The organism is uncultured Methanobrevibacter sp., assembly GCF_934746965.1.
Taxonomy (GTDB): domain Archaea; phylum Methanobacteriota; class Methanobacteria; order Methanobacteriales; family Methanobacteriaceae; genus Methanocatella.
In genome coordinates this window covers 40,867-59,895 of record NZ_CAKVFS010000003.1, presented here as the reverse complement: position 1 = coordinate 59,895, position 19,029 = coordinate 40,867, and the positions used below count along the sequence as shown (strand labels likewise).

Here is a 19,029-nt window from a genome sequence, read left to right as displayed (position 1 = left end):
ATGACTTTAGAAATCATAGAAATATTCTCTAGTTTTCAAGGTGAAGGACCTTTTATAGGAACACCTGCAACCTTCATTAGATTAGCAGAATGTAATCTTAACTGTAGTTTTTGTGACACAGACTTTACAAAAAAAGAAAAAATGGGTATAACTACTATAATAGAAAAAATAGAGGAATATTCTAATAAATTAATAGTAATAACTGGAGGAGAACCTTTATTACAGGACATAACATTTTTATGTTCCAACCTATTAAAAAAAGGTTATCAAATACAAATAGAAACAAATGGCACTCCTACACCCTTATTCCTACCTTATAATGTCACATATGTAATTTCACCAAAAATAAATTTAAAAAACACTTACAATTCATGGAAATATTATAATAATATCTATTTTAAATTTATAATACAAAATAAATCAGATTTAGAGAAATTAAATAATATCTTAGATAAATCCACAAATACTATTTTTTTACAACCTGAATTTAGTAAAGCTAAAGAAATAACTGAACTCATATTAAACACTCCTTTAACATTCAATTACAGAATATCTGGACAATTACATAAATATTTAGGAGTTGAATAAGGTAATGATTAATCAAAAAATAATAGAACAGAAAATAGGGGAAATCTTAGAAGAAGGATTAGGGTTGGATTGGAGAAATAATCCTCATTTAAAAGAAACACCTGAAAGAGTTGCAAAAGTATATAAAGAAATTTATGAAGGATATAATGTTTCCCCTATAGAATATATTAAAACGTTCCCTATACAAGGAAATAGTGGACAACAAATAGTAATAGGTCCTATAAAAGCATATAGTACATGTAGTCATCATATGCTCCCTTTTAGCATGGAAATTTATATTGGGTATATTCCCAATAGTGAAATATTAGGTATAAGTAAATTTGAAAGGATAATTAAAAACATTTCACATAAACTTCAAGTACAAGAGAATATAACTGAAGAAATAGCTAATTTTATATATAAACAGTTACACGCTAAAGGTGTGATTGTACTTATTAAAAACAGTAAACATCTTTGCATGGAAATGAGGGGAGTGGAAAGTAGGAATACACAGGTTACAACAAGTTCTATTAGGGGTGTATTTTTAACAAATCCTACCTTGAAGAATGAATTTTTAAATTCAATCAAATAGGTGAGTGTTATGGGTAGGCGTTCAAAATTAACGGTAGAAATTACAGAACAAATATGTAACGAAATAAAAAGAGGTATGCCATTATCCAAAGCACCTTTAATCGCAGGAATAACAGTACAAACGTTCTATAAATGGTATAATAAAGGGGAAAAAGCACGTTCTGGTAAATTTAAACAATTCTATGATAAAGTAGAGGAAGCAAAAGCATATGCAATAGCATTACGTGTTGAAAACATACGTAAAGCAGGTCAAGACGGGACATGGCAAGCTGACGCATGGTGGTTAGAAAGAATAGACCCTAAAAACTTTGGATTACGTAAAGACATATCACTTAAAGGTGATTTAAAACACGAACACAATATAACTAACCTATTTGATGAAGAGTTAATCGACACAATACTAAATGAATATCATGAAGATTGAGGAAAAATTGCAATACTGTTGTAGTGATTTATATCTTTTTTATAGATTATTTATTACTAGTATTTTTTCTAAGAGTTATCCTGCTAAACATATACATATGTTAAGCAGACATTTAATGAAGCTTCAAAAGGATAATAGTAAACGTTTGTGTGTTGCAATGCCTCCACGGCATAGTAAATCCAGTCTTGTGACTATTGCTTATCCGTTATGGTTGATTTTTCAAAATCCTAATTTAAATATTCTTATTATTAATAATGAGTCTACATTAAGTGAAAAATTCGGTATACGGTTACGTGAATACATTAAAATGTATGGTGAATACTTTAATGTTTATTTGTCAGAGGATAAACATAGTAGCACTCATATTATGCTCTGTAATAATGAAGGAAAGAATTACCTCGGCAGTATACGTTTAACAGGTGCAGGAGGAAGTATTACCGGTCAAGATGCTGACTACCTTATTATTGATGACCCTTACAAAGGGTTTGATGATATAACTCCTACATTACTTGCTAAAAAACTGGATTGGTTTGATACAATCGTGGAACAACGTATTGAACCACACACAAGAGTAATAATATTACATACACGATGGCATACAAAGGATTTACAAGGAGTCTTTAAAAAACATCGTAGTAATCAATATGAATTCATAACATTACCTGCTTTATCAGATGAAGGTGAACCGTTATGGCCTGAGGTATATACACGTGAAATACTTGAGGAAAAAAGAAGAAGTATTAAAGAAGTTAAATTTCAATCACAGTATCAACAAAAACCTATTGATGATACAAGTGACTTCTTTGACATGAAAAATATTGATTACAGAACAAATACAGATGATTTAAGTTTTAAGAATGCAACTGTACGTGCATGGGATATAGCTTCCAGTGAACCTGGTAAAAACGATTACACTGCAGGAGTATTAATGAAAGTACTTGATGATGATAGAACAGTAGCAATAACCAACCTCGTATATGGTCAGTTCGGTAAACAAACAAAAAATCAAATAATTGATACTGCAAAACAGGATGGAGTGAACACGGAAATAGTAATTGAAACAGGTGTAGCAGCTGCAGGAAAACTCCTCTATGGAGAATGGGAAACACAATTAACTGGTTTCTTTGTAGAACAAGCTTTAGCTTTACCAGGTAATAGTAAGGTAGACCGTGCAACACCTCTTCAAAACGCAATTCTCGATGGGAATGTTATGATATGTATAAGTGACCCTATATTACGTGAGGTCTTGGTTGAGGAGTTTACAAAATTCCCTTATGGTGAACATAAAGATATAGTTGATGCTTCTGCACATGCTTATAATTATCTTAAAAAGAATTATATAGGTTCAGAGGATGTGGCTATTGACATAATTGAATGGTGAGGATATATAATGAGTTTATTTAACACAATTAAAAGAAATTTACCTTCTTTAAGACGTCCTAAAAGAGATAGTTTATATGAACTATTCCTTAATGAGTACGCGTGGAGTTTCATGTCCAGCAATAAACCTGCAGGGGAATTAGAAGTCTATTACAACGCATTAAATAACGTATATGTTTCAAGATGTATTGAAGTATATTGTGATGAATCATTAAACAATGGGTTCAGTATTAATAATCCTAATTCTGAGGTTGTTAATTATGCTTCTGTTAATTACTTAAATGGTTTATTTAATTTCCCAGAAGGACGTCAAAGTGAAGCAACATTTCCTATATTAAATTCACAGATATGGACTAGCTGGCTTGCAACAGGTGACTGTTTCATTGAGGTTAATCATGATAAAATAGCAGATAACGTACCGAACGGTTTTCGTTTCATTCCTACAGAGTTAATAGGTTATGATACTGAAGTAAATCAATGGACATTAAGAAATACGGGTTATCATTATGAGAATGATGAGATAATACATATTTATAAACCTCCTGTTCGTGCTAAAAACATAAGATGGGGTACAAGCATAATTGACAGTATAGGATTAAGTATCGCACTCGAATTCCTGGGAATGAAACATAACAAAGACATTTTCGAACATAGTGGAGTAGATCCCTTAGGTGTTATGAGTTTTGACTCTGAAACTCCTAAAGGTGCTGTTGATGCTAACATTAATCGTTTGAAAGCAATGAAAGAAAAAAAAGGTATTATTGCTATACAGGGAGGTACATATCAACGTATTAGCTCCACTAATCGGGATATGGATTTTGCTAGTTTATTGAATTATGCACGTGATAGAATACTAACCGGTTTTGGTGTACAGCCTGCTAAATTAAGTATACGTGAAACAGCTTCTTTAGGTTCAGGTACAGGTGAGTCACAGGATAAAGATTTCAGTAAAACACTTGCAGGTAAATGTAAAATTATTGAAGGAGCATTTAACCGCATACTAGGTCATGGTGGTTTTGAGGAAGTATTCAATTATAATAAACTTGATACTGAAAACAAAGAAACACGTGCAAATATTGAAGATAAACAATTAAAGAATGGGTCTACTTATATTAATGAGGTACGGGCAGGTTATGGTTTAGCACCGGTGGATTGGGGTAATGCTCCTTTAAATTATAGTCAATATGCTTTAGCTAATTCACCTAATGATATGAATGAGTTAGAGTCTCTTGAGGTTAAAAGTTTACAGAAAGCATTATTATATGAACGTTTAAGTAAAGAATACTGATTATTTATGAATGAAAGGATTAAAACTAATCATTTATTAATAGATATTTTAAACTGTTCTGATGAATTTACAGTTAAAAGTATATATGATGATGCTACAGCTAAACAATTATATGAAAATATTGCTAACATATTAGATGAAACATTCAATAAACATTTAGCTTGGTTGGATACTCCTGAGGCTGCTAAATACTTTAAAACTGAAGCAAAATATAAAACAGAAATGTTTAATGATTTAGACCAGGATATAATGGATTTATTATCAGATAATAAAAAAAGTGTGGATACAATAATAGAAAACATCTATGAAACTGGAGCAAAACAAGGTTATAAAGATATTAAACGACATGTAACATTCACAGAACAAGATAAAACAGCATTACGAAATTTAAAAGAATATAATTATAATCTTATCCGTAATGTAAATGCTGATACTATACAAACAATACGTGAAGAGATACAAGCAGGATTAATTGAAGGAAAAGGAGTTTCCGAGATAGCTGAACGTATAAAAGACCGTAAACTCGAACCTTTAGATGACTCCACATTATCTCCTTATCAAAGAGCATTAACCATAGCTCGAACAGAGAAAAGCCGTGCAGAAAATAATGCAATTCTCCAATCCTACGCTAATTATAATGTAAAACTGGTTGACTGGATGACTAAAGGAGTTAATGTTTGTACAATCTGTTTAGAATGTGAAGAAAAAAATCCCTATAAAATAACTGAAGTTGAAGAACTAATCCCGCGTCACCCTAATTGTGGTTGTCGATGGACTGCACATTTAGATGATACTATCGATACAGAACCTACAAATAATTCTTTACAAATTAATTCAGCAAATACTCAGAAAAAACAAAAATATAAAGAATATACAACTGACGAATATACAATGTACGGTAAAGATGAAAAATTTAACGTACGGGAATATAATGATGTTACAATAAAATTAGGTGAAGGTATAGATTACACCTCATTTAAACAGATTAAACAATTATATGATTCATTACCTGAAAATGTTAAGATATATACAAAAGAAATACGTGTTTCAGCAAAACTCATAAAATCAGGTAGAAGTACATTAGGAGGATATCATAGGTCTAATAAACCTAGTATAACCTTATACAAACCAGAATCTGAAGAACAATTTATTCATACTTTTTATCATGAATTAGGACACCTTTTTGATAATTTCACAAAAAATAAATTAACTGAAGGTAAATATGAGGATAAAAATAGTATATATAATATTTCTAATTCAAAAGAATATAGGGACATGGTTAAAAAGGATTATGTGCGTAAACCTGCCGAAATAAATGGGGAAATTTTACGTAAACCTAATGGTAAACCACGTATGCGTACTTATAAAACATATCCTTCTGATTATGCTAGAAGTACATATAAAAAGAATTATAAGGAGAAATTACATTACCGTGAATATAGTGAGGACTTTGCAGAATCTATGTCTTTATATTTACAGGATAATAAACAGTTTAAAGAAAAATTCCCTAATCGTTGTAAACTTATAGAGGAGTTAGTGTATGGAGAATATAATTAATTTAAGTGAAGAAAATAATGTAAAAACAGAACTTATTAATAATAAACTATATGTATATTTAAATATTGAATATTTCAGATCTAAAATTAATGATGATGGTGAAGATGTGATGGAGTTAGTAGATAGTGATACTATTAATTTTGAAACTGATGATTATGAGATTTGTTTTACACCTTGTAGTCGTGGTTTAGCCTCACATGTATTTGTTGATAATGAAATTAAGGTTAATCCTCACCAAGTTAATTTATCTTCGTTTGATGATGTAATTTAATTTTTTTTCGTCCTGGATAAATTTTTAGACGTTAAACTATCCATTTATAACAAAAATTTTCTACACTCCCCTTATTCCTAAAAAGAGAGAAAAGAAGAACACTTCTTTTCCTCTCATTTGTCTGTATGTGTGCTTATAATAATCTACTTTTTCCATATGAGGTTTAATTCCTCAAGCACACCCTTAAAAAAAAATATATAATAAAAAAAATGGGATGGTGTTCAATTTTTATGAATACAAAATTCAAAGTGTATGCTCCTTTATCTAAAAACATAACTGAGGATACATTAACAATAACTGGTCTTGCAAGCACCACTAATAAGGACTTGCATGGGGATATTGTCCTACCATCTGCTATAGAATCCATGAAAGAACAAGCATTAACCTGCAATTTACATGGTGACCATCATTACGGTTTATTTAAAGGAGTAATTGGAAGTATAACTGAGGTTTTAGAAACCGATGAACACGAACTTAAAATTAAAGCTAAAATACTTAGCAAATACTCCCCTATAATACAGGAAATGCTAGACATAGGCATAAACCTTGGTTTAAGTATAGGAGGAGATGTAATCGATTACACTCCCTTAAAAGATGGTTGGGAAATTAAAGACATAAACTTATATGAAATAAGTTTAACTGCAATGCCTGCAAACATGGACACTTTCGGAACAATTACAACCACAAAAAATAATATTGTTGAAAGTACCTGTGTAACAGGAGCATGTTATCAGTTATATAAAAACAATAAACAGGAGCTAAACAATATGGCTAATGAAAATAACACAACTGAGGGAAACAAACCTCAAGAAAGTAATTTAACAGAAAACGATGTTGTTGATTTATTCAATGAATTAATGACTGAAAAAGAACAAGAAATATCTGATAAAATCATGGAAACCGTACAAGCAGATATTAAAAACATTGTAAACGACATTCTTGATAAAAAAGAAAAACCTGCTGAAGGTGAAGGGGAAGAAGGTAACACAACTGAGGAAACAAAATCTATAATCCAAGAAACACTTCAAAAGGAATTAGGTAGATTTTTTAAAAGTATTGATAAAAATCGTGAAGCAAACCCTTCACATGTTACTGAAGAATTAAACACAGTTCAAAATGAAGGTAATGAACCTGCTGTTAAAGAGTTCACACCTTCTGAGATAGCAGAAGCAGTATATAAAAGAAATAACACTCCTGCTAGAATGATACAAAATATGTTAAGATAAAATTTTGGAGGATTGAGTTATAATGAATATGAAAGACTTAGAATTAAAAATGCAAAGTCAATCTAATGAAATTCAAGAGTTAAGAAAAGCAATGATGATTACTAGTGATGCTGCACAATCAATGCAGATATCTTACACTCCTGAGTTACAAACAAAAGTATTTGAAAAAGCACCTTATTTCAGATTCCTTGAAAGTAAAGGTAGGGTATTAACTTCTGATAGTACCTATGTAGGGTTCTATAAGAAAACAAGTAACAGTGCATCTCAGTTCATAGCTGAAGATGATGATATACCTGCAGCTATTGCTTCTAAATATGATGAAACAGTAGAAAAAATGAAAACCATCATTCACCCTATTGACATCTCCTTAATGGCTCAAATGGGTAATAAACATATTGATTTACTTGCAAACGAGGTAGAAGACGGTTATATTAAAGTAACAAATATAACTGACGATACATTACTTCAAGGAACTGGTTCTGCTTCAACTAAAGACTTTACAGGTTTTACAAATGCTGTAAAAACCAACAAAGAGGATTTAAACAAAGAAGCAATTACTGAAGATATTATTGATGATATGTTAACTGACATTATCGACGGGAATGGAGGAACTCCTGATTGTATTGTAACCACTAACGCAGTTGCAAAAGTCTTGAAAAAGATTGTAGCACCTTACAGAAGATACAATGATAAAATCGATATTGGTTTAGGACATCGTGTAGTAGCATATGAAGCTCCAAATGGTTTAGAAGTCCCTATTCTTATTGATTCTAACCTTAAAACTAATGATATGCTCTTTGTAGATTCAAGTACTATTGAGGTTCAAAGATTAATGCCACCCACCTTATTTACAGATTTACCTACTACTAAATTAGGTACTAAAGAAGCTATTGTAACCTTCTTAACCAGCCAAAACCTTGCAGAATACAAAAACGGACTTATTACAGGAATTGATGTGACTAAAATCCCCAGCAATTAAGGGGAATCCTGAAACTGTTGATGTAACTATTTCAGTTACTAAAGAAGATAGTACACCTGTTGAATCCGTTGTTGTTAATTTAGGTGAAGATTACACAGGTACAACAGGAAGTGCAGGTGGTTGTACCATTAAAAATGTTCCTGTAGGTCAGTATACTGTAAGTGTAGACTACACAACTACTGAAACCGAAGGAGAAAAAATCTGGTCAATTGCAAAGGTAAACAATGCTACAAGTACTACAGTAGATATTTCAAAAACAACTAAATCAATATCAATAATTATACAATAAAAAGAAGAAAGAACCTTTTTTCTTCTTTTTTTAAAGGAGGATTAACAAGAATGAATGATGAAGAATTATATGATTATCTTGAAAAGGATCTTGAATCACAATTAGGTTTCACATTCAATCCTCAATCACATACTCAAATTGAAGAATTTGATTACGACCGTATTGTACCTGTATTTTACCCTATAGTGGAGATTATTAGTTTAAATATTGGTTCAACAACTATTAAACCTACAGATTATATTTTAGATGAAGAACAGGGTATAATTTATTTAAAAAAACATTATACTGGTTTGTTAAATTTAAAATATACTAGTGGATTTAATAAAAACGAATATGATACTGTAATACACCCTTTACTAAATTTAATGATGGATTATTTTAAAAATAATGATTTAAATAAAGATGCAAGTACAGTAAAAGAAGGAGATGTGAGTATAAGTTACGATACAAGCATTAGTACAGGAGCATTAATTCAAAACCGCATAAACAATCTTAAAAAAAGATACAATACAACGGTAAGGTTGATATAAATGCCTTTTTTTCAAAATACTACTGCAACCATACTTAAATACACTCCCTCCGATGATTATAATGAATACGGTGAAAAAACAGGTACTTATGAAGAAACAGAAACCATACCTATAGATTTCCAACCATTAAGCCCTCAAGAAACACTTAAAACGTATGGTGAAATACTTCAAGACACCTATAAAATCTACATTGATATTGATGTAGATTTACAATCAACTGACAGATTACTTATTGAAAATAAGATGTACACAATACTAGGAACACCTATGAAAATGAACCATCTACTTAAACCCAGCCATATTAAGGTAAATATCCAATTATTACGGGATGTGAGTTTAGAATGAGTGAAATGTTCAATATTAAATTTAATGAATCATTTCATAAAAAAACAGATCCGTCAAACTGGGTTCAAATAATGTCTGATATTGCAAAGGACTCAGGTTTAGAATTAGAAAAAGAGTTAAGCCGTGCTAAATTCAAAAATCCTTCAGGAAATCTTATGAGAGGGCATCAAGCAAAACACTCTGGTTTAACCACACATGTTATAAATCGTGTACGGTATTGGCCTTATGTGAATTATGGGACTGGTCCTCATACGATTGTTCCTAGAAATAAAAAGGCTTTATATTGGAAAGGTGCTAAACACCCTGTTCCTAAGGTAAATCACCCAGGTATACAGGGAAATCGGTTTGTTACTGTAGCAGTACATAAGTTTACTGGTTCTAATAAGTTAGAGCAAATATTTCAACGAAATCTACGTAAACATGGGGTGAAATAAGTATGTTACAAATGGAACGTGCATTATTAAATTTATTTCAAGGAGAAGTATTTATTAATAAAAATAAACGTGTTCCTGTTCTTGTTCGAGCATATCCTACTGATGAAACACCTTGTATTACAATTCAGCAAAGTAAATCATCTGCTGTAAATGATACGCGCCGTATTAGACACACTCCCCTAGAAACACTTGAGTTGAAACGTAATGCAACAGTAACAGTTAGTTTATGGGCGAATAGTCCTGAACAAATGCATGAACTACAATCTGCAGTAGATACAATTATTTTTGAAGCATACAGTAACTCCTACAAACGTTGTAAACATTATAAAAGAATGGATAAGTCTTGTTTAAGTTTATCCACATCTGAAAATAAAGTAACTTGTCAAGCTTTGACTGTGAAAAACCGGTTCAGTGCAAAACAACAATGTCCTGACAAAAAGGGTAATGATTATTGTTCTTTTTTCAAACAACATCATATTATTAAAAACACGTTCGTCATGGAACCTGCAACGAATATGGTTGAGTATGATGTGTCTCCTCCTGTTTTTCATGTTGATTTAAACTTTGAAATGTATTACTATACTTTTTATAATGTAGGAGGCTCAGTTGCTTCTGAATTTAATTTAAGATGTGATTAAAACATGGTTACTAAAAAAACTAATACTTCTGAAAAAAATGTGAAGAAAACAGAGAAAAAAGCAGTATTATACGAGTTAGTCTCACAATCACCTGAACGAGAATACATTATTGTAGGGGCTTTAAGCAAAGCAGGTTTAAAATCCCAGTATGATACTGAAAAAGAAGAAGTTGGTGTTAAAAACATTAAACCAACCATTACCGAATCTGAATTTAACAAAATATTAAAAGATTATAGAGGTTAAAAAAAATGTACGATATAAGAGATGTACCTGCTGTTAAATACCACGAATTAGACAGCAATCCAGCTTGGACTGGTGAAGGTAGTCAAATACCTATTTTTATAGGGACTACTGGTATGGAATTAGGAAAAGACGAAGATGGTTCAGTTATTAGTACTGAAACAGGGATTACAATCCGTAAATTTAAAAATTATGCTAATGCATGTAAAACAAAACAGAATGGGGGGATTGGAACTAAAACTGAAGGCAATCTATTATTAACTGTTTTAAAAGATTTCTTCAAAGAATCTGCTAAAAAAGAAAGTGGAGATGTTGGCGTAAGTTATGTTTATGTTATTGATGTAGGTTCTGCAGGCATAACCGAATCTGATGGAAGAGCAACATGGTTAAAAGCAATGGATTTAGCTAAAAGTAAAAGAGACGTTGAACTCGAAGTATATGTTGGTTTAAACACAGAATCCACCTATAAAGACACAAAAAACACTGATGTAGTAGCATTAATGGAATCAGCTTATACAAGCATACTCACTGATAGTGAAGACGGTTCTCCACGTATTGCTTATTTCACACTTGAAAATGCAACAGATGAACAGTTAATTGCTATTACTAATGACTCTAAAGGTGATGGTAAATTCATTCAACATAGTAGAATAGGATTAATTGAACCTACATGTTATGGTAGAAGTATTGCACGTATTTGTGTAACTCCTTACTATGAAGAACCTGGTTATGAGCAATTCCGTACTATTGATGAGGGTATTTTTAATAAAAGAACTCCTGAGGAAGAGAAAAAGCTTCAAGAAGCAGGCGTTATTTTCATACGTGATGAATTAACTCGTAAATCTGTTTTCACTCGTTTAAATCTTGCAGTATCAACTGCATTCAGTAAAGATGAAGAAAACAGACCTAACGATTGTTTAATTCATGCAAGAAGAAACACAGACCATTTAATCCGTGAAATGTATGATATTGCATTCACACAATTAAAAAGAAATGAAACTGACATCATGTTAAAACATTTACAAACAGATGTAAACACTCTTGTTGATAAAGAAATCAAATTAGGTAATATGATGACAGGAACTCAAGCATTCGTTAATGAATCCGATAGTAACCCTTATACATTAACTATTGATTGTAATGCCGTACCTGTGAACAGTTCATTAGCAATAGGCTTCGGAGTATATGTATCTGACCCTGTTGTAAAAATATTAGACAAATAAAAATAATTTTTTTTGAGAAGGTGAAACACGATGGTTGATACAAAAATTGAAACAGGAACTGACAAATACGATTTAGCAGAAATAAGACTTGGTGATGAAGTAATCCCTTGTAACAGTTTCAAAATCGGATATAAAATAAAATCAGAAAGACAAACAGTCACTAACTCCTATACAGGTGTAGGATGGAAATTATCAGAAGAAGAATACACTTTTGAAGTTAGTGAAGTATTACCTCAATATTTCGATATCATTAATGATAGGTGGAAAGAACAGAAAAAAGACAAACTCAGCATGTCTGTAACTGCATATAACTATGTAGAAGATGGAGACTACGAAGAACAATGCACACTTTATGGGTGTATTATCACAGATATTGACTGGGAACAAGAGTCAGGTGTTAAATTCACCGTTAAAGGTGAAGCTTTAAGTAAAAAGGATAAAAATTAAATAATCCTTTTTATTTTACTTTTTTTAAAAAAATATGAATAGGTTTGATTGTATATGTCTAAAAAACAAAACAAACAACATAAAAAACGTAATATGGAAAGAGAAGAACTTAACATAATGGATAAACATCTTTTAGAGCATGTTTTCCCTTCAGAGGTAGAAGGATTACCCCTTGAAGAATTAACAGAAAAAGAACAAACAATCTGTAACAAATGCAGAAATCATGAAAAACTAACTCATACAGAATTCAAAGAGTTAAAAAAGTTGCTTGGTAAATACAGGTCATTAATAAATGAATATAAACCTACAGAAGAAAATTATGAGAAAGCAACACGTATTATTAAATCTGAAAAAGAATTATTAGACTTATTAGATAATCAAGAAAGATACAACCTAAAAATGCGTTATCGTGTAGGTTCACAAGATGTAATATTAGATTTAATCGTAAAACCATTAACAAATAGTCAAGCAGTAACAGAAATGCAAAACCATCTTAATTTATTCCGTGAATTCACACAACAAGAACGTTTATTATCAGATAAAGCAACAAGAGGTGAAACATTAAGCTCTGAAGAATCAAAGATGTTAGAACACATAAATAAAAAAGCAGAAGACCAAATTTATAATATTCCTGCACGTGAAAAAGACTGGGATGAATTCCTTGCACGTCAAGTAGAGTTCAAAGAATGTAATATAAACACGTTTGAAGAAAAAGTAGCGTTTTGGAAAAAAATAGATGTAAGTTATAAAGTTTCCTTATATAATAAAGTGCGTGATATTCTTAATTTAACTGAAACAGAAGATGACGACTTATTTCTTACTGATTAAAAGTTTTATAGGGCAGGTTTATTTTCGTGTAAGTAAACACTTACATTGCCCTATAAGTTATGTGATCCGAAATAAGTTTACACCTGATATGAAATTACTTATTATGTTTTATAGTGAAGAGATACGACAAGAACAAAGAGAAATAAACTCATTAAAAGATGAATTAGGAGGATAAAAACCGTATGGCAACTGTAGAAGATATAGAAGTAACAATATCCCTTAAAGACAATGTATCCCCTGGTTTGAGTAGTGTTAAGTCTAAATTTGGTACATTGAAATCAGCTGCAACAGGTTTTGTAAGTGGTGTTGCAAATAGTTTAAATGCAGTTGAAGGGGCTTCTATCGCAGCACTTGGAAATTTAACTGGTAAAACCAGTAATGAACTTATTATGGGTACTTCTAAGACTGCAGAGGTTAACAAAGTTCTTATTAAGGGTATGGGTGATACTGCAGCTCAAGCTGAATCAATGTATAATACTATTGATAAGGTTACTGATAATCATCTTACAAGTATGCAAAGTCTTATCCCTGCAATGAATGCGTTTAAATCTGCTACAGGTGCGAGTGGTGCTACTATGGAGGCTAATGCAGGTAAAATTGCATCTTTTGGTGATAATGTACTTGCATTAACTGGTAGTGAAGAAAGAGTACAAACTGCAATGGAAGATTTAGGTAAAGGTATTAAAGGGCAGTTTGCAGCACTTGACCAGTATGGGGTATCTGAAGATGCACTTATGCGTACGGGTTTGTGGAGTGGTAAAGAAGATGATGTTAATGGATATCTTGCAGCAGTTGAGGAGGTTGCAGGTGCTAATGAAGACATGATGGATACTTTTCAAGGTATTGAAGCAAAAGTAGGTAAAGCCTTCAGCCGTTCTGGTAAACAAATAGGTAATGATTTACTACCTTTCCTCAAACAAGGAGCTCAAGGATTCCTTGCATTAGATGAAGCTACAGGTGGTTTTTTAACTAAAAGTATACTTATGGGTACTGAAATTATAAGTTTAGGTTCTCAAGCTTTAGGTACGTTCTCACAAATGGCATCTGGAGTTAAAGCATTAAAGGAAGGATGGGAACAAGCAAAAGCATCTATTGAAACTTATAAAAATGCACAGGAAACTATTAAAAATGGTTCTGAGATTGCTTCTGATGTTACAGGTACTGCAAGTAAAACCACTAAAGGAGCAGAAGCAGGAGCAAGTATAGGTGGAGCAGGTGCAGAAGCAGGATTAAGTGCATTTGAACAAATGAAAAAAGATAACGTGAAATACCGTAAAGAAGCAGGAGACCTTTTATCTGATTTAGAAAATACTGGTGAAATTAATAATAAAGTACAGAACACTTCTAAAAAAGTATATTCTCCAAATGCATGGAAAAACCCTGAATCATTAAAAGCAATGTCATCTGACCGCTGGGATTCTAATATTATTAACAGGATACATGAATACCAAGCAAACCAGGAAAAAGTTGCAGGTGAAATGAAAAAAGCAGGTGAAACCTCTAAAAAAGTTGAAACTGCTGGTAAAGACATGAAAAAAGGTCAAAAAGCCATGAAGGGAGTAGGTGAAGCTGCAAATATGGTGCCTGAAGGTACAGCAAGTAAAATTGAAAAAAGCAGTAAATCTGCAGGTAAAATGAGTGGAGCGTTTAGTGGTTTTGGTTCTAGTGTAATGTCAATGTTAGCTCCTATTTTACAGGTTGCAGTGGTTATAGCAATTATTATCCCTGTTATTACTGCTCTTGTTGCAGAGGCATTAGTATTTGCTCGTTTAATTGCTGAGTTGGTTAAATCATTAGGTTTTGATAAAATAGACCTTTCCGGTAGTGTTAATGGTTTGAAACAGATAGGTACTGCTGTTTGGGAACTTGCAAAAGTTATAGGTGCTATGACTATTGTTTCAGCTGTAAGTATAGTTTCAGCAGGATTTAATGCTATAGGTATAGGTTTAGGTACAATTGCAGCATCAGCAAACAGTATTAAAGCAACAGTCCCTATTATCAACAGTCTTGGAAGCATGCCAGCAATTAATCAAGATGCTGTAGCAAAACTAAAATCCTTAGGTGAAGGATTAAAAGGATTAAGTACTGCTGTAGGTAGTATGAACAGTACTAGTATGGACGTATGGACCGGAGGATTCATTAATTATATTACAGGTGGTTCTTTAAACAAATTAAAAGAAGCACATGACGACCTCGTAAAAGCAGTACCTATTATTAATAGTTTCAGTGATTTACCGGAAATAAATCAAGATGCAAGTAAACGATTAAAAGACCTTGGAGATGCAATGAAAAATGTATCTTCAGCAATGAAATCATTAGGTAGTGTGAATATTGATACTGCTTGGAATGGTGGTAAATTCAGTGTTCTTGGTTTAAAAGCAGCACATGCTAATTTAAAATCTGCAGCTAAAGAAATAAACAAGTTTAGTGATTTACCAACAATTACTCCAGTTGGTCCTAAATTAGTTCCTTTAGCTAATGCAATGAAACCTATTAAAACAGCAGTTCAATCAGTAGCTAAAAATGGTAATTTACCTGAAATGGGTCAATTAAATGGTGTTGACAGTAAAATAAGTACTGTTAGAACTGTATTAAAACCTGTTGGTGAACAAATAAACAAATTAAGTACAGAATTACCTGTAATCACTCCTGTAGGAAGTAAGTTAGTTCCTTTAGCAAATGCTATGAAAGCACTTAAAACAACCGTTACAGGAGTTGCTTCAAGTGGTAATTTTAGTGTTGAAGGATTATCCACCGTCAGTACAAAGGTTGAACAAGCAAGAAATTACCTTAAACCTATCGCAGACAGAGTACTAACCTTAGCTAACCTACCCACAATTACACAGGTAGGTCCTAAATTAGTGCCTTTAGCTAATGCTGTTAAAAATTTATCAACAACTGTTACAGGTGTTAATAATGTACCTGTAATTAATCCTCAATCAAGTGTTAATGTTCATAATGCAGTAGAGAACGTTAAAAAAATAATAAATGAATTAAAAGGATTAAATGGACAAAGTGTAGGGAATATAAGTGGTGTTCTTTCACAAGTACGTAATGCTATGAAACAAATCACAAATATTGTAAGAGCTAACGCTGTAACTGCTCGAGCTTCAGGTGTATCTGTAGGTCAAGGGATTAAAAATGGTATTCGTAGTGGAATGAATGGATTAGGTTCTGCTGTTTCATCTAATGTACGTTCAGCAATGAGTCAAGCAAAATCAGTTGCAATTAGTGGTGCACGTACAATGGGTACTGAAGCAACAAATGGATTTAAATACACGTTTAAAATAGCTAATATTGCTAAACAAGAAATGAGTTACGCAGTTCAAGCCGTTAATAATGGTAGTGGTGCGTTAGCAGATGCTTGTAGGAGAGCAGCACAAAACGCTGTAGATGCTGCTAAAGAAGGAGCAGACTCACATTCTCCAGGTGCTATTGCTAGGATGTGGGGTAAAGAAATTGGAGTATACAGTGTGGAAAAAGTTAATAGTGGTGCAAAAGCTTTAATAAATGCTGTTAAAAACATTTCAAGGAATGTAGTTAACGCATGGGGGAATCCAAGTTTAACTGCTGACCTAGGACTTCAAAAAAACATTGACCCTAACATGGTTACAGGATTAAACACGATGGTAAACACTACACCAACCATGGGTGGAGGTAATAGTAAAATTGTTATAATGAATTTTAATGAAGGAGCTATTCCTATTGATGCACGTAATAAAACCAGTCGTGAAGCTAAACAAATGCTATTACTCGCATTAGAAGGACTTGAACCTATTAATAATCCTAATATTCGTGGTGTATGATTATGGATATGTATAATGTTATTGCTGTTGATGCAAACGTTGAAATAAATGGATTTCCTTTTTTTGCTAAAGAAATAAAAGCTAATGAAGCATATAATCGCAGGGAATTAAGTCGTAAAAAAATAAAAATGGGTACGGAATTTGTAGCTCGTGCAGACTATATTCCTCGCGAATATACTTTTAACACAAGTGTAGAAATACCTGTTGAACGTCCAGATGTACATGATTCTGTTTTCATAGATATAATGAACAGTCCTGCCGAAGTAATCTGTCCAGACATGGGAGGATTATTTAAAGCACAAGTAATCATTAAAACAACTCATTCTAGTTCTACTCCTAATATGCTTGATTTAGAAGTGTCTGTTAAAGAAATACCTGAACAAAAATCAAATATACCTAATGATGAAGTAGGTAAATTAGATGTTGAGGTTTTAAAAACACAAGAAGAAGCTAATTTGGAACATGGTAAAAATGCTGACGGCACACCTAAAGAGGAGATAAAATAATGGTTGAAGAAACAAAAAAAGATGTTGTACCTCAGCAATACAGTATTGAACGTCATTTATGGGAGGTCTACAAGACTGATGAGGAAAATTTCGAACCATACACCCCTAATACTGATGAAACCACGGATGAAACCACAGAAGAAAACACAGATGAAACCACAGAGGAGGAGGAAGAAGATAAGGAAGGATTCACCTTACATCAAGGAGAAATACTTGAAATTGCCTACTGTAATCAACTAAACAGTATGGAATACAGCATGGATTATGAGGACATAAGCAGTTCAAGTACAATCACATTACCTTACACCTATACTGATTTAAATAGGGTTTACCTAGGTGTAAGAACCTTATTACGTATGGATTGGGAAGCATACAATGAAAAAAAGGATTTAAAAGAACTATCCGAAGTACACCTTGCATTCATCACGGAAGAAACATTTAGTGATGATATGACTAAATTAACACTTGCAGGAATGACAAAATTACTTGATGTGAAATACAAATTCAATTTCACACAAATGTTAAGATCCAAAATTATTGAGGAGGTAATTAAAACTGCAGGTTTGAAAGCTGAGGTAAATCCTGAAGGTTTAGATGATCAAGTTATTGATTACACAAACATTTCATCTGAAGGTAATGATGATGATGGAGGTATTTATAATGGTGATATTCCTACAGATGTTAAAGAGTTATCTAAACGTATTTGTAAAGGTAAAAAAGGTTGTATGGCTAAATTAAAAGCGATTTATGCGTGGGAACAAAAACACATAACCTATGAGGGTTATAGTAATTCTCCTACGAATAATTGGGATCCTAGTAAAATCTTAAAGGATTTAAGTATTAATTGTTGTGATACAGCTTGTTTAACTGTACATTTAGTCCGTGCACAAGGAATAAAATGTAACTATGTATATAATAGCAGTCATTGTTGGTGTGTTGCTTATTGTAAAGGAGAAAAAGTATATTTAGATTATACTGATAAAACAAGAGCATTTGGTAAGGTTTGGAAAGATATGACTGGAACAGAAGGTGAAAAAGCTTACGGAGGAAACGGATAAAAATGTTTATCCATTTCCTTGTAAAGGTCCTGTATGTGTTATAGGGGCATCTGTAGGGTTTCCTCTATATCTTTCTCCTTCTGAATAACCGGGACCTGCATCATCATATTCGTTTCCATCTGCTTGAACAACGTGCTTTGGATATTCTGATGAAGATTGTGCTTTCTGTGTAGTTATAGGTTTATAATTATCATTATTTTCTTCTGTATGGTTAGTTATATTCGTACTATTAACTGTTAAGTTTGTAGTATTATTTGTCACGTTACTTATGTTATTATCATGTTCTATAGGTGTATTGTTACTTAGTAGGATTGCACCTGCGATAATGCAACCTGCACATAGTATAGTACATATTATTAAAATTAATTCTTTATTATTCATAATAATATTATCTGTTATTAA

At 32.2% G+C, this 19,029-nt stretch carries 21 protein-coding genes; 20 read left to right on the top strand and 1 reads right to left on the bottom strand.

The window, feature by feature from the left end:
• The 20 genes from Q0984_RS02895 to Q0984_RS02800 all read left to right on the top strand — a co-directional run bounded on the left by Q0984_RS02895 (window position 1) and on the right by Q0984_RS02800 (window position 18,627).
• Entirely contained in the window at window positions 1-588 is a 588-nt protein-coding gene (locus Q0984_RS02895) for a 7-carboxy-7-deazaguanine synthase QueE (protein ID WP_299523302.1), read from the top strand.
• A gap of 4 nt (window positions 589-592) precedes the next feature.
• Window positions 593-1,159 carry a GTP cyclohydrolase I gene (folE, locus tag Q0984_RS02890; protein ID WP_299523299.1) on the top strand — a complete coding sequence of 189 codons (567 nt, stop codon included), beginning with the start codon at window positions 593-595 and terminating at the stop codon, window positions 1,157-1,159.
• A 9-nt stretch (window positions 1,160-1,168) separates the two neighbouring features.
• Window positions 1,169-1,582: a hypothetical protein gene (locus tag Q0984_RS02885; RefSeq protein ID WP_299523296.1), complete on the top strand. Its 414-nt coding sequence runs from the start codon at window positions 1,169-1,171 to the stop codon at window positions 1,580-1,582.
• A gap of 115 nt (window positions 1,583-1,697) precedes the next feature.
• The gene (locus Q0984_RS02880) at window positions 1,698-2,963 is read left to right on the top strand and encodes a terminase large subunit domain-containing protein (RefSeq protein WP_299523293.1); all 1,266 of its coding nucleotides are present in this window, start codon (window positions 1,698-1,700) and stop codon (window positions 2,961-2,963) included.
• Between the two features lie 9 nt (window positions 2,964-2,972).
• Window positions 2,973-4,250 carry a phage portal protein gene (locus Q0984_RS02875; RefSeq protein ID WP_299523290.1) on the top strand — a complete coding sequence of 426 codons (1,278 nt, stop codon included), beginning with the start codon at window positions 2,973-2,975 and terminating at the stop codon, window positions 4,248-4,250.
• A gap of 6 nt (window positions 4,251-4,256) precedes the next feature.
• Window positions 4,257-5,807, top strand: a complete 1,551-nt coding sequence (locus Q0984_RS02870; protein ID WP_299523287.1) for a phage minor head protein — start codon at window positions 4,257-4,259, stop codon at window positions 5,805-5,807.
• A complete protein-coding gene (locus tag Q0984_RS02865) occupies window positions 5,791-6,078 on the top strand; it encodes a hypothetical protein (protein WP_299523284.1) in 288 nt (95 codons plus the stop codon). The genes Q0984_RS02870 and Q0984_RS02865 overlap by 17 nt, the downstream gene beginning before the upstream one ends.
• A gap of 230 nt (window positions 6,079-6,308) precedes the next feature.
• Complete coding sequence (locus tag Q0984_RS02860) at window positions 6,309-7,304, top strand: HK97 family phage prohead protease (protein WP_299523281.1); 996 nt, start codon at window positions 6,309-6,311, stop codon at window positions 7,302-7,304.
• A gap of 22 nt (window positions 7,305-7,326) precedes the next feature.
• Window positions 7,327-8,283: a DUF5309 family protein gene (locus tag Q0984_RS02855; RefSeq protein ID WP_299523278.1), complete on the top strand. Its 957-nt coding sequence runs from the start codon at window positions 7,327-7,329 to the stop codon at window positions 8,281-8,283.
• 339 nt (window positions 8,284-8,622) lie between these two features.
• A complete protein-coding gene (locus tag Q0984_RS02850) occupies window positions 8,623-9,102 on the top strand; it encodes a hypothetical protein (RefSeq protein WP_299523275.1) in 480 nt (159 codons plus the stop codon).
• Entirely contained in the window at window positions 9,103-9,447 is a 345-nt protein-coding gene (locus Q0984_RS02845) for a phage head closure protein (RefSeq protein WP_299523272.1), read from the top strand.
• Window positions 9,444-9,881 (top strand): hypothetical protein, encoded by a 438-nt coding sequence (locus Q0984_RS02840; RefSeq protein ID WP_299523269.1) that lies wholly within the window; start codon window positions 9,444-9,446, stop codon window positions 9,879-9,881. Before Q0984_RS02845 ends, Q0984_RS02840 begins: the two co-directional genes overlap by 4 nt.
• Window positions 9,882-9,883: 2 nt before the next feature.
• A complete protein-coding gene (locus tag Q0984_RS02835) occupies window positions 9,884-10,519 on the top strand; it encodes a hypothetical protein (RefSeq protein ID WP_299523266.1) in 636 nt (211 codons plus the stop codon).
• Window positions 10,520-10,522: 3 nt separating this feature from the next.
• On the top strand, window positions 10,523-10,762 hold the full coding sequence (locus Q0984_RS02830; protein ID WP_299523263.1) for a hypothetical protein: 240 nt from the start codon (window positions 10,523-10,525) through the stop codon (window positions 10,760-10,762).
• Window positions 10,763-10,767: 5 nt separating this feature from the next.
• Window positions 10,768-11,982, top strand: coding sequence for a hypothetical protein (locus Q0984_RS02825; RefSeq protein WP_299523260.1), 1,215 nt, complete (start codon window positions 10,768-10,770; stop codon window positions 11,980-11,982).
• A gap of 30 nt (window positions 11,983-12,012) precedes the next feature.
• On the top strand, window positions 12,013-12,429 hold the full coding sequence (locus tag Q0984_RS02820; protein WP_299523257.1) for a hypothetical protein: 417 nt from the start codon (window positions 12,013-12,015) through the stop codon (window positions 12,427-12,429).
• Between the two features lie 54 nt (window positions 12,430-12,483).
• Window positions 12,484-13,257, top strand: a complete 774-nt coding sequence (locus Q0984_RS02815; protein ID WP_299523255.1) for a hypothetical protein — start codon at window positions 12,484-12,486, stop codon at window positions 13,255-13,257.
• A 182-nt stretch (window positions 13,258-13,439) separates the two neighbouring features.
• On the top strand, window positions 13,440-17,063 hold the full coding sequence (locus Q0984_RS02810; RefSeq protein ID WP_299523253.1) for a hypothetical protein: 3,624 nt from the start codon (window positions 13,440-13,442) through the stop codon (window positions 17,061-17,063).
• Window positions 17,064-17,065: 2 nt separating this feature from the next.
• Window positions 17,066-17,569 (top strand): hypothetical protein, encoded by a 504-nt coding sequence (locus Q0984_RS02805; RefSeq protein WP_299523250.1) that lies wholly within the window; start codon window positions 17,066-17,068, stop codon window positions 17,567-17,569.
• Window positions 17,569-18,627: a transglutaminase family protein gene (locus Q0984_RS02800; RefSeq protein WP_299523248.1), complete on the top strand. Its 1,059-nt coding sequence runs from the start codon at window positions 17,569-17,571 to the stop codon at window positions 18,625-18,627. The genes Q0984_RS02805 and Q0984_RS02800 overlap by 1 nt, the downstream gene beginning before the upstream one ends.
• 6 nt (window positions 18,628-18,633) lie before the next feature.
• On the opposite strand, the gene Q0984_RS02795 is transcribed toward Q0984_RS02800, so the two are convergent.
• The gene (locus tag Q0984_RS02795; protein WP_299523245.1) at window positions 18,634-18,888 is read right to left on the bottom strand and encodes a hypothetical protein; all 255 of its coding nucleotides are present in this window, start codon (window positions 18,886-18,888) and stop codon (window positions 18,634-18,636) included.
• Between the last annotated feature and the right edge of the window lie 141 nt (window positions 18,889-19,029).

Bases quoted from the DNA above. Each gene is read 5' to 3' on its own strand.
- Q0984_RS02895 (WP_299523302.1), top strand. From the start codon at position 1: ATGACTTTAGAAATCATAGAAATATTCTCTAGTTTTCAAGGTGAAGGA.
- folE (WP_299523299.1), top strand. From the start codon at position 593: ATGATTAATCAAAAAATAATAGAACAGAAAATAGGGGAAATCTTAGAA.
- Q0984_RS02885 (WP_299523296.1), top strand. From the start codon at position 1,169: ATGGGTAGGCGTTCAAAATTAACGGTAGAAATTACAGAACAAATATGT.
- Q0984_RS02880 (WP_299523293.1), top strand. From the start codon at position 1,698: ATGAAGCTTCAAAAGGATAATAGTAAACGTTTGTGTGTTGCAATGCCT.
- Q0984_RS02875 (WP_299523290.1), top strand. From the start codon at position 2,973: ATGAGTTTATTTAACACAATTAAAAGAAATTTACCTTCTTTAAGACGT.
- Q0984_RS02870 (WP_299523287.1), top strand. From the start codon at position 4,257: ATGAATGAAAGGATTAAAACTAATCATTTATTAATAGATATTTTAAAC.
- Q0984_RS02865 (WP_299523284.1), top strand. From the start codon at position 5,791: ATGGAGAATATAATTAATTTAAGTGAAGAAAATAATGTAAAAACAGAA.
- Q0984_RS02860 (WP_299523281.1), top strand. From the start codon at position 6,309: ATGAATACAAAATTCAAAGTGTATGCTCCTTTATCTAAAAACATAACT.
- Q0984_RS02855 (WP_299523278.1), top strand. From the start codon at position 7,327: ATGAATATGAAAGACTTAGAATTAAAAATGCAAAGTCAATCTAATGAA.
- Q0984_RS02850 (WP_299523275.1), top strand. From the start codon at position 8,623: ATGAATGATGAAGAATTATATGATTATCTTGAAAAGGATCTTGAATCA.
- Q0984_RS02845 (WP_299523272.1), top strand. From the start codon at position 9,103: ATGCCTTTTTTTCAAAATACTACTGCAACCATACTTAAATACACTCCC.
- Q0984_RS02840 (WP_299523269.1), top strand. From the start codon at position 9,444: ATGAGTGAAATGTTCAATATTAAATTTAATGAATCATTTCATAAAAAA.
- Q0984_RS02835 (WP_299523266.1), top strand. From the start codon at position 9,884: ATGTTACAAATGGAACGTGCATTATTAAATTTATTTCAAGGAGAAGTA.
- Q0984_RS02830 (WP_299523263.1), top strand. From the start codon at position 10,523: ATGGTTACTAAAAAAACTAATACTTCTGAAAAAAATGTGAAGAAAACA.
- Q0984_RS02825 (WP_299523260.1), top strand. From the start codon at position 10,768: ATGTACGATATAAGAGATGTACCTGCTGTTAAATACCACGAATTAGAC.
- Q0984_RS02820 (WP_299523257.1), top strand. From the start codon at position 12,013: ATGGTTGATACAAAAATTGAAACAGGAACTGACAAATACGATTTAGCA.
- Q0984_RS02815 (WP_299523255.1), top strand. From the start codon at position 12,484: ATGTCTAAAAAACAAAACAAACAACATAAAAAACGTAATATGGAAAGA.
- Q0984_RS02810 (WP_299523253.1), top strand. From the start codon at position 13,440: ATGGCAACTGTAGAAGATATAGAAGTAACAATATCCCTTAAAGACAAT.
- Q0984_RS02805 (WP_299523250.1), top strand. From the start codon at position 17,066: ATGGATATGTATAATGTTATTGCTGTTGATGCAAACGTTGAAATAAAT.
- Q0984_RS02800 (WP_299523248.1), top strand. From the start codon at position 17,569: ATGGTTGAAGAAACAAAAAAAGATGTTGTACCTCAGCAATACAGTATT.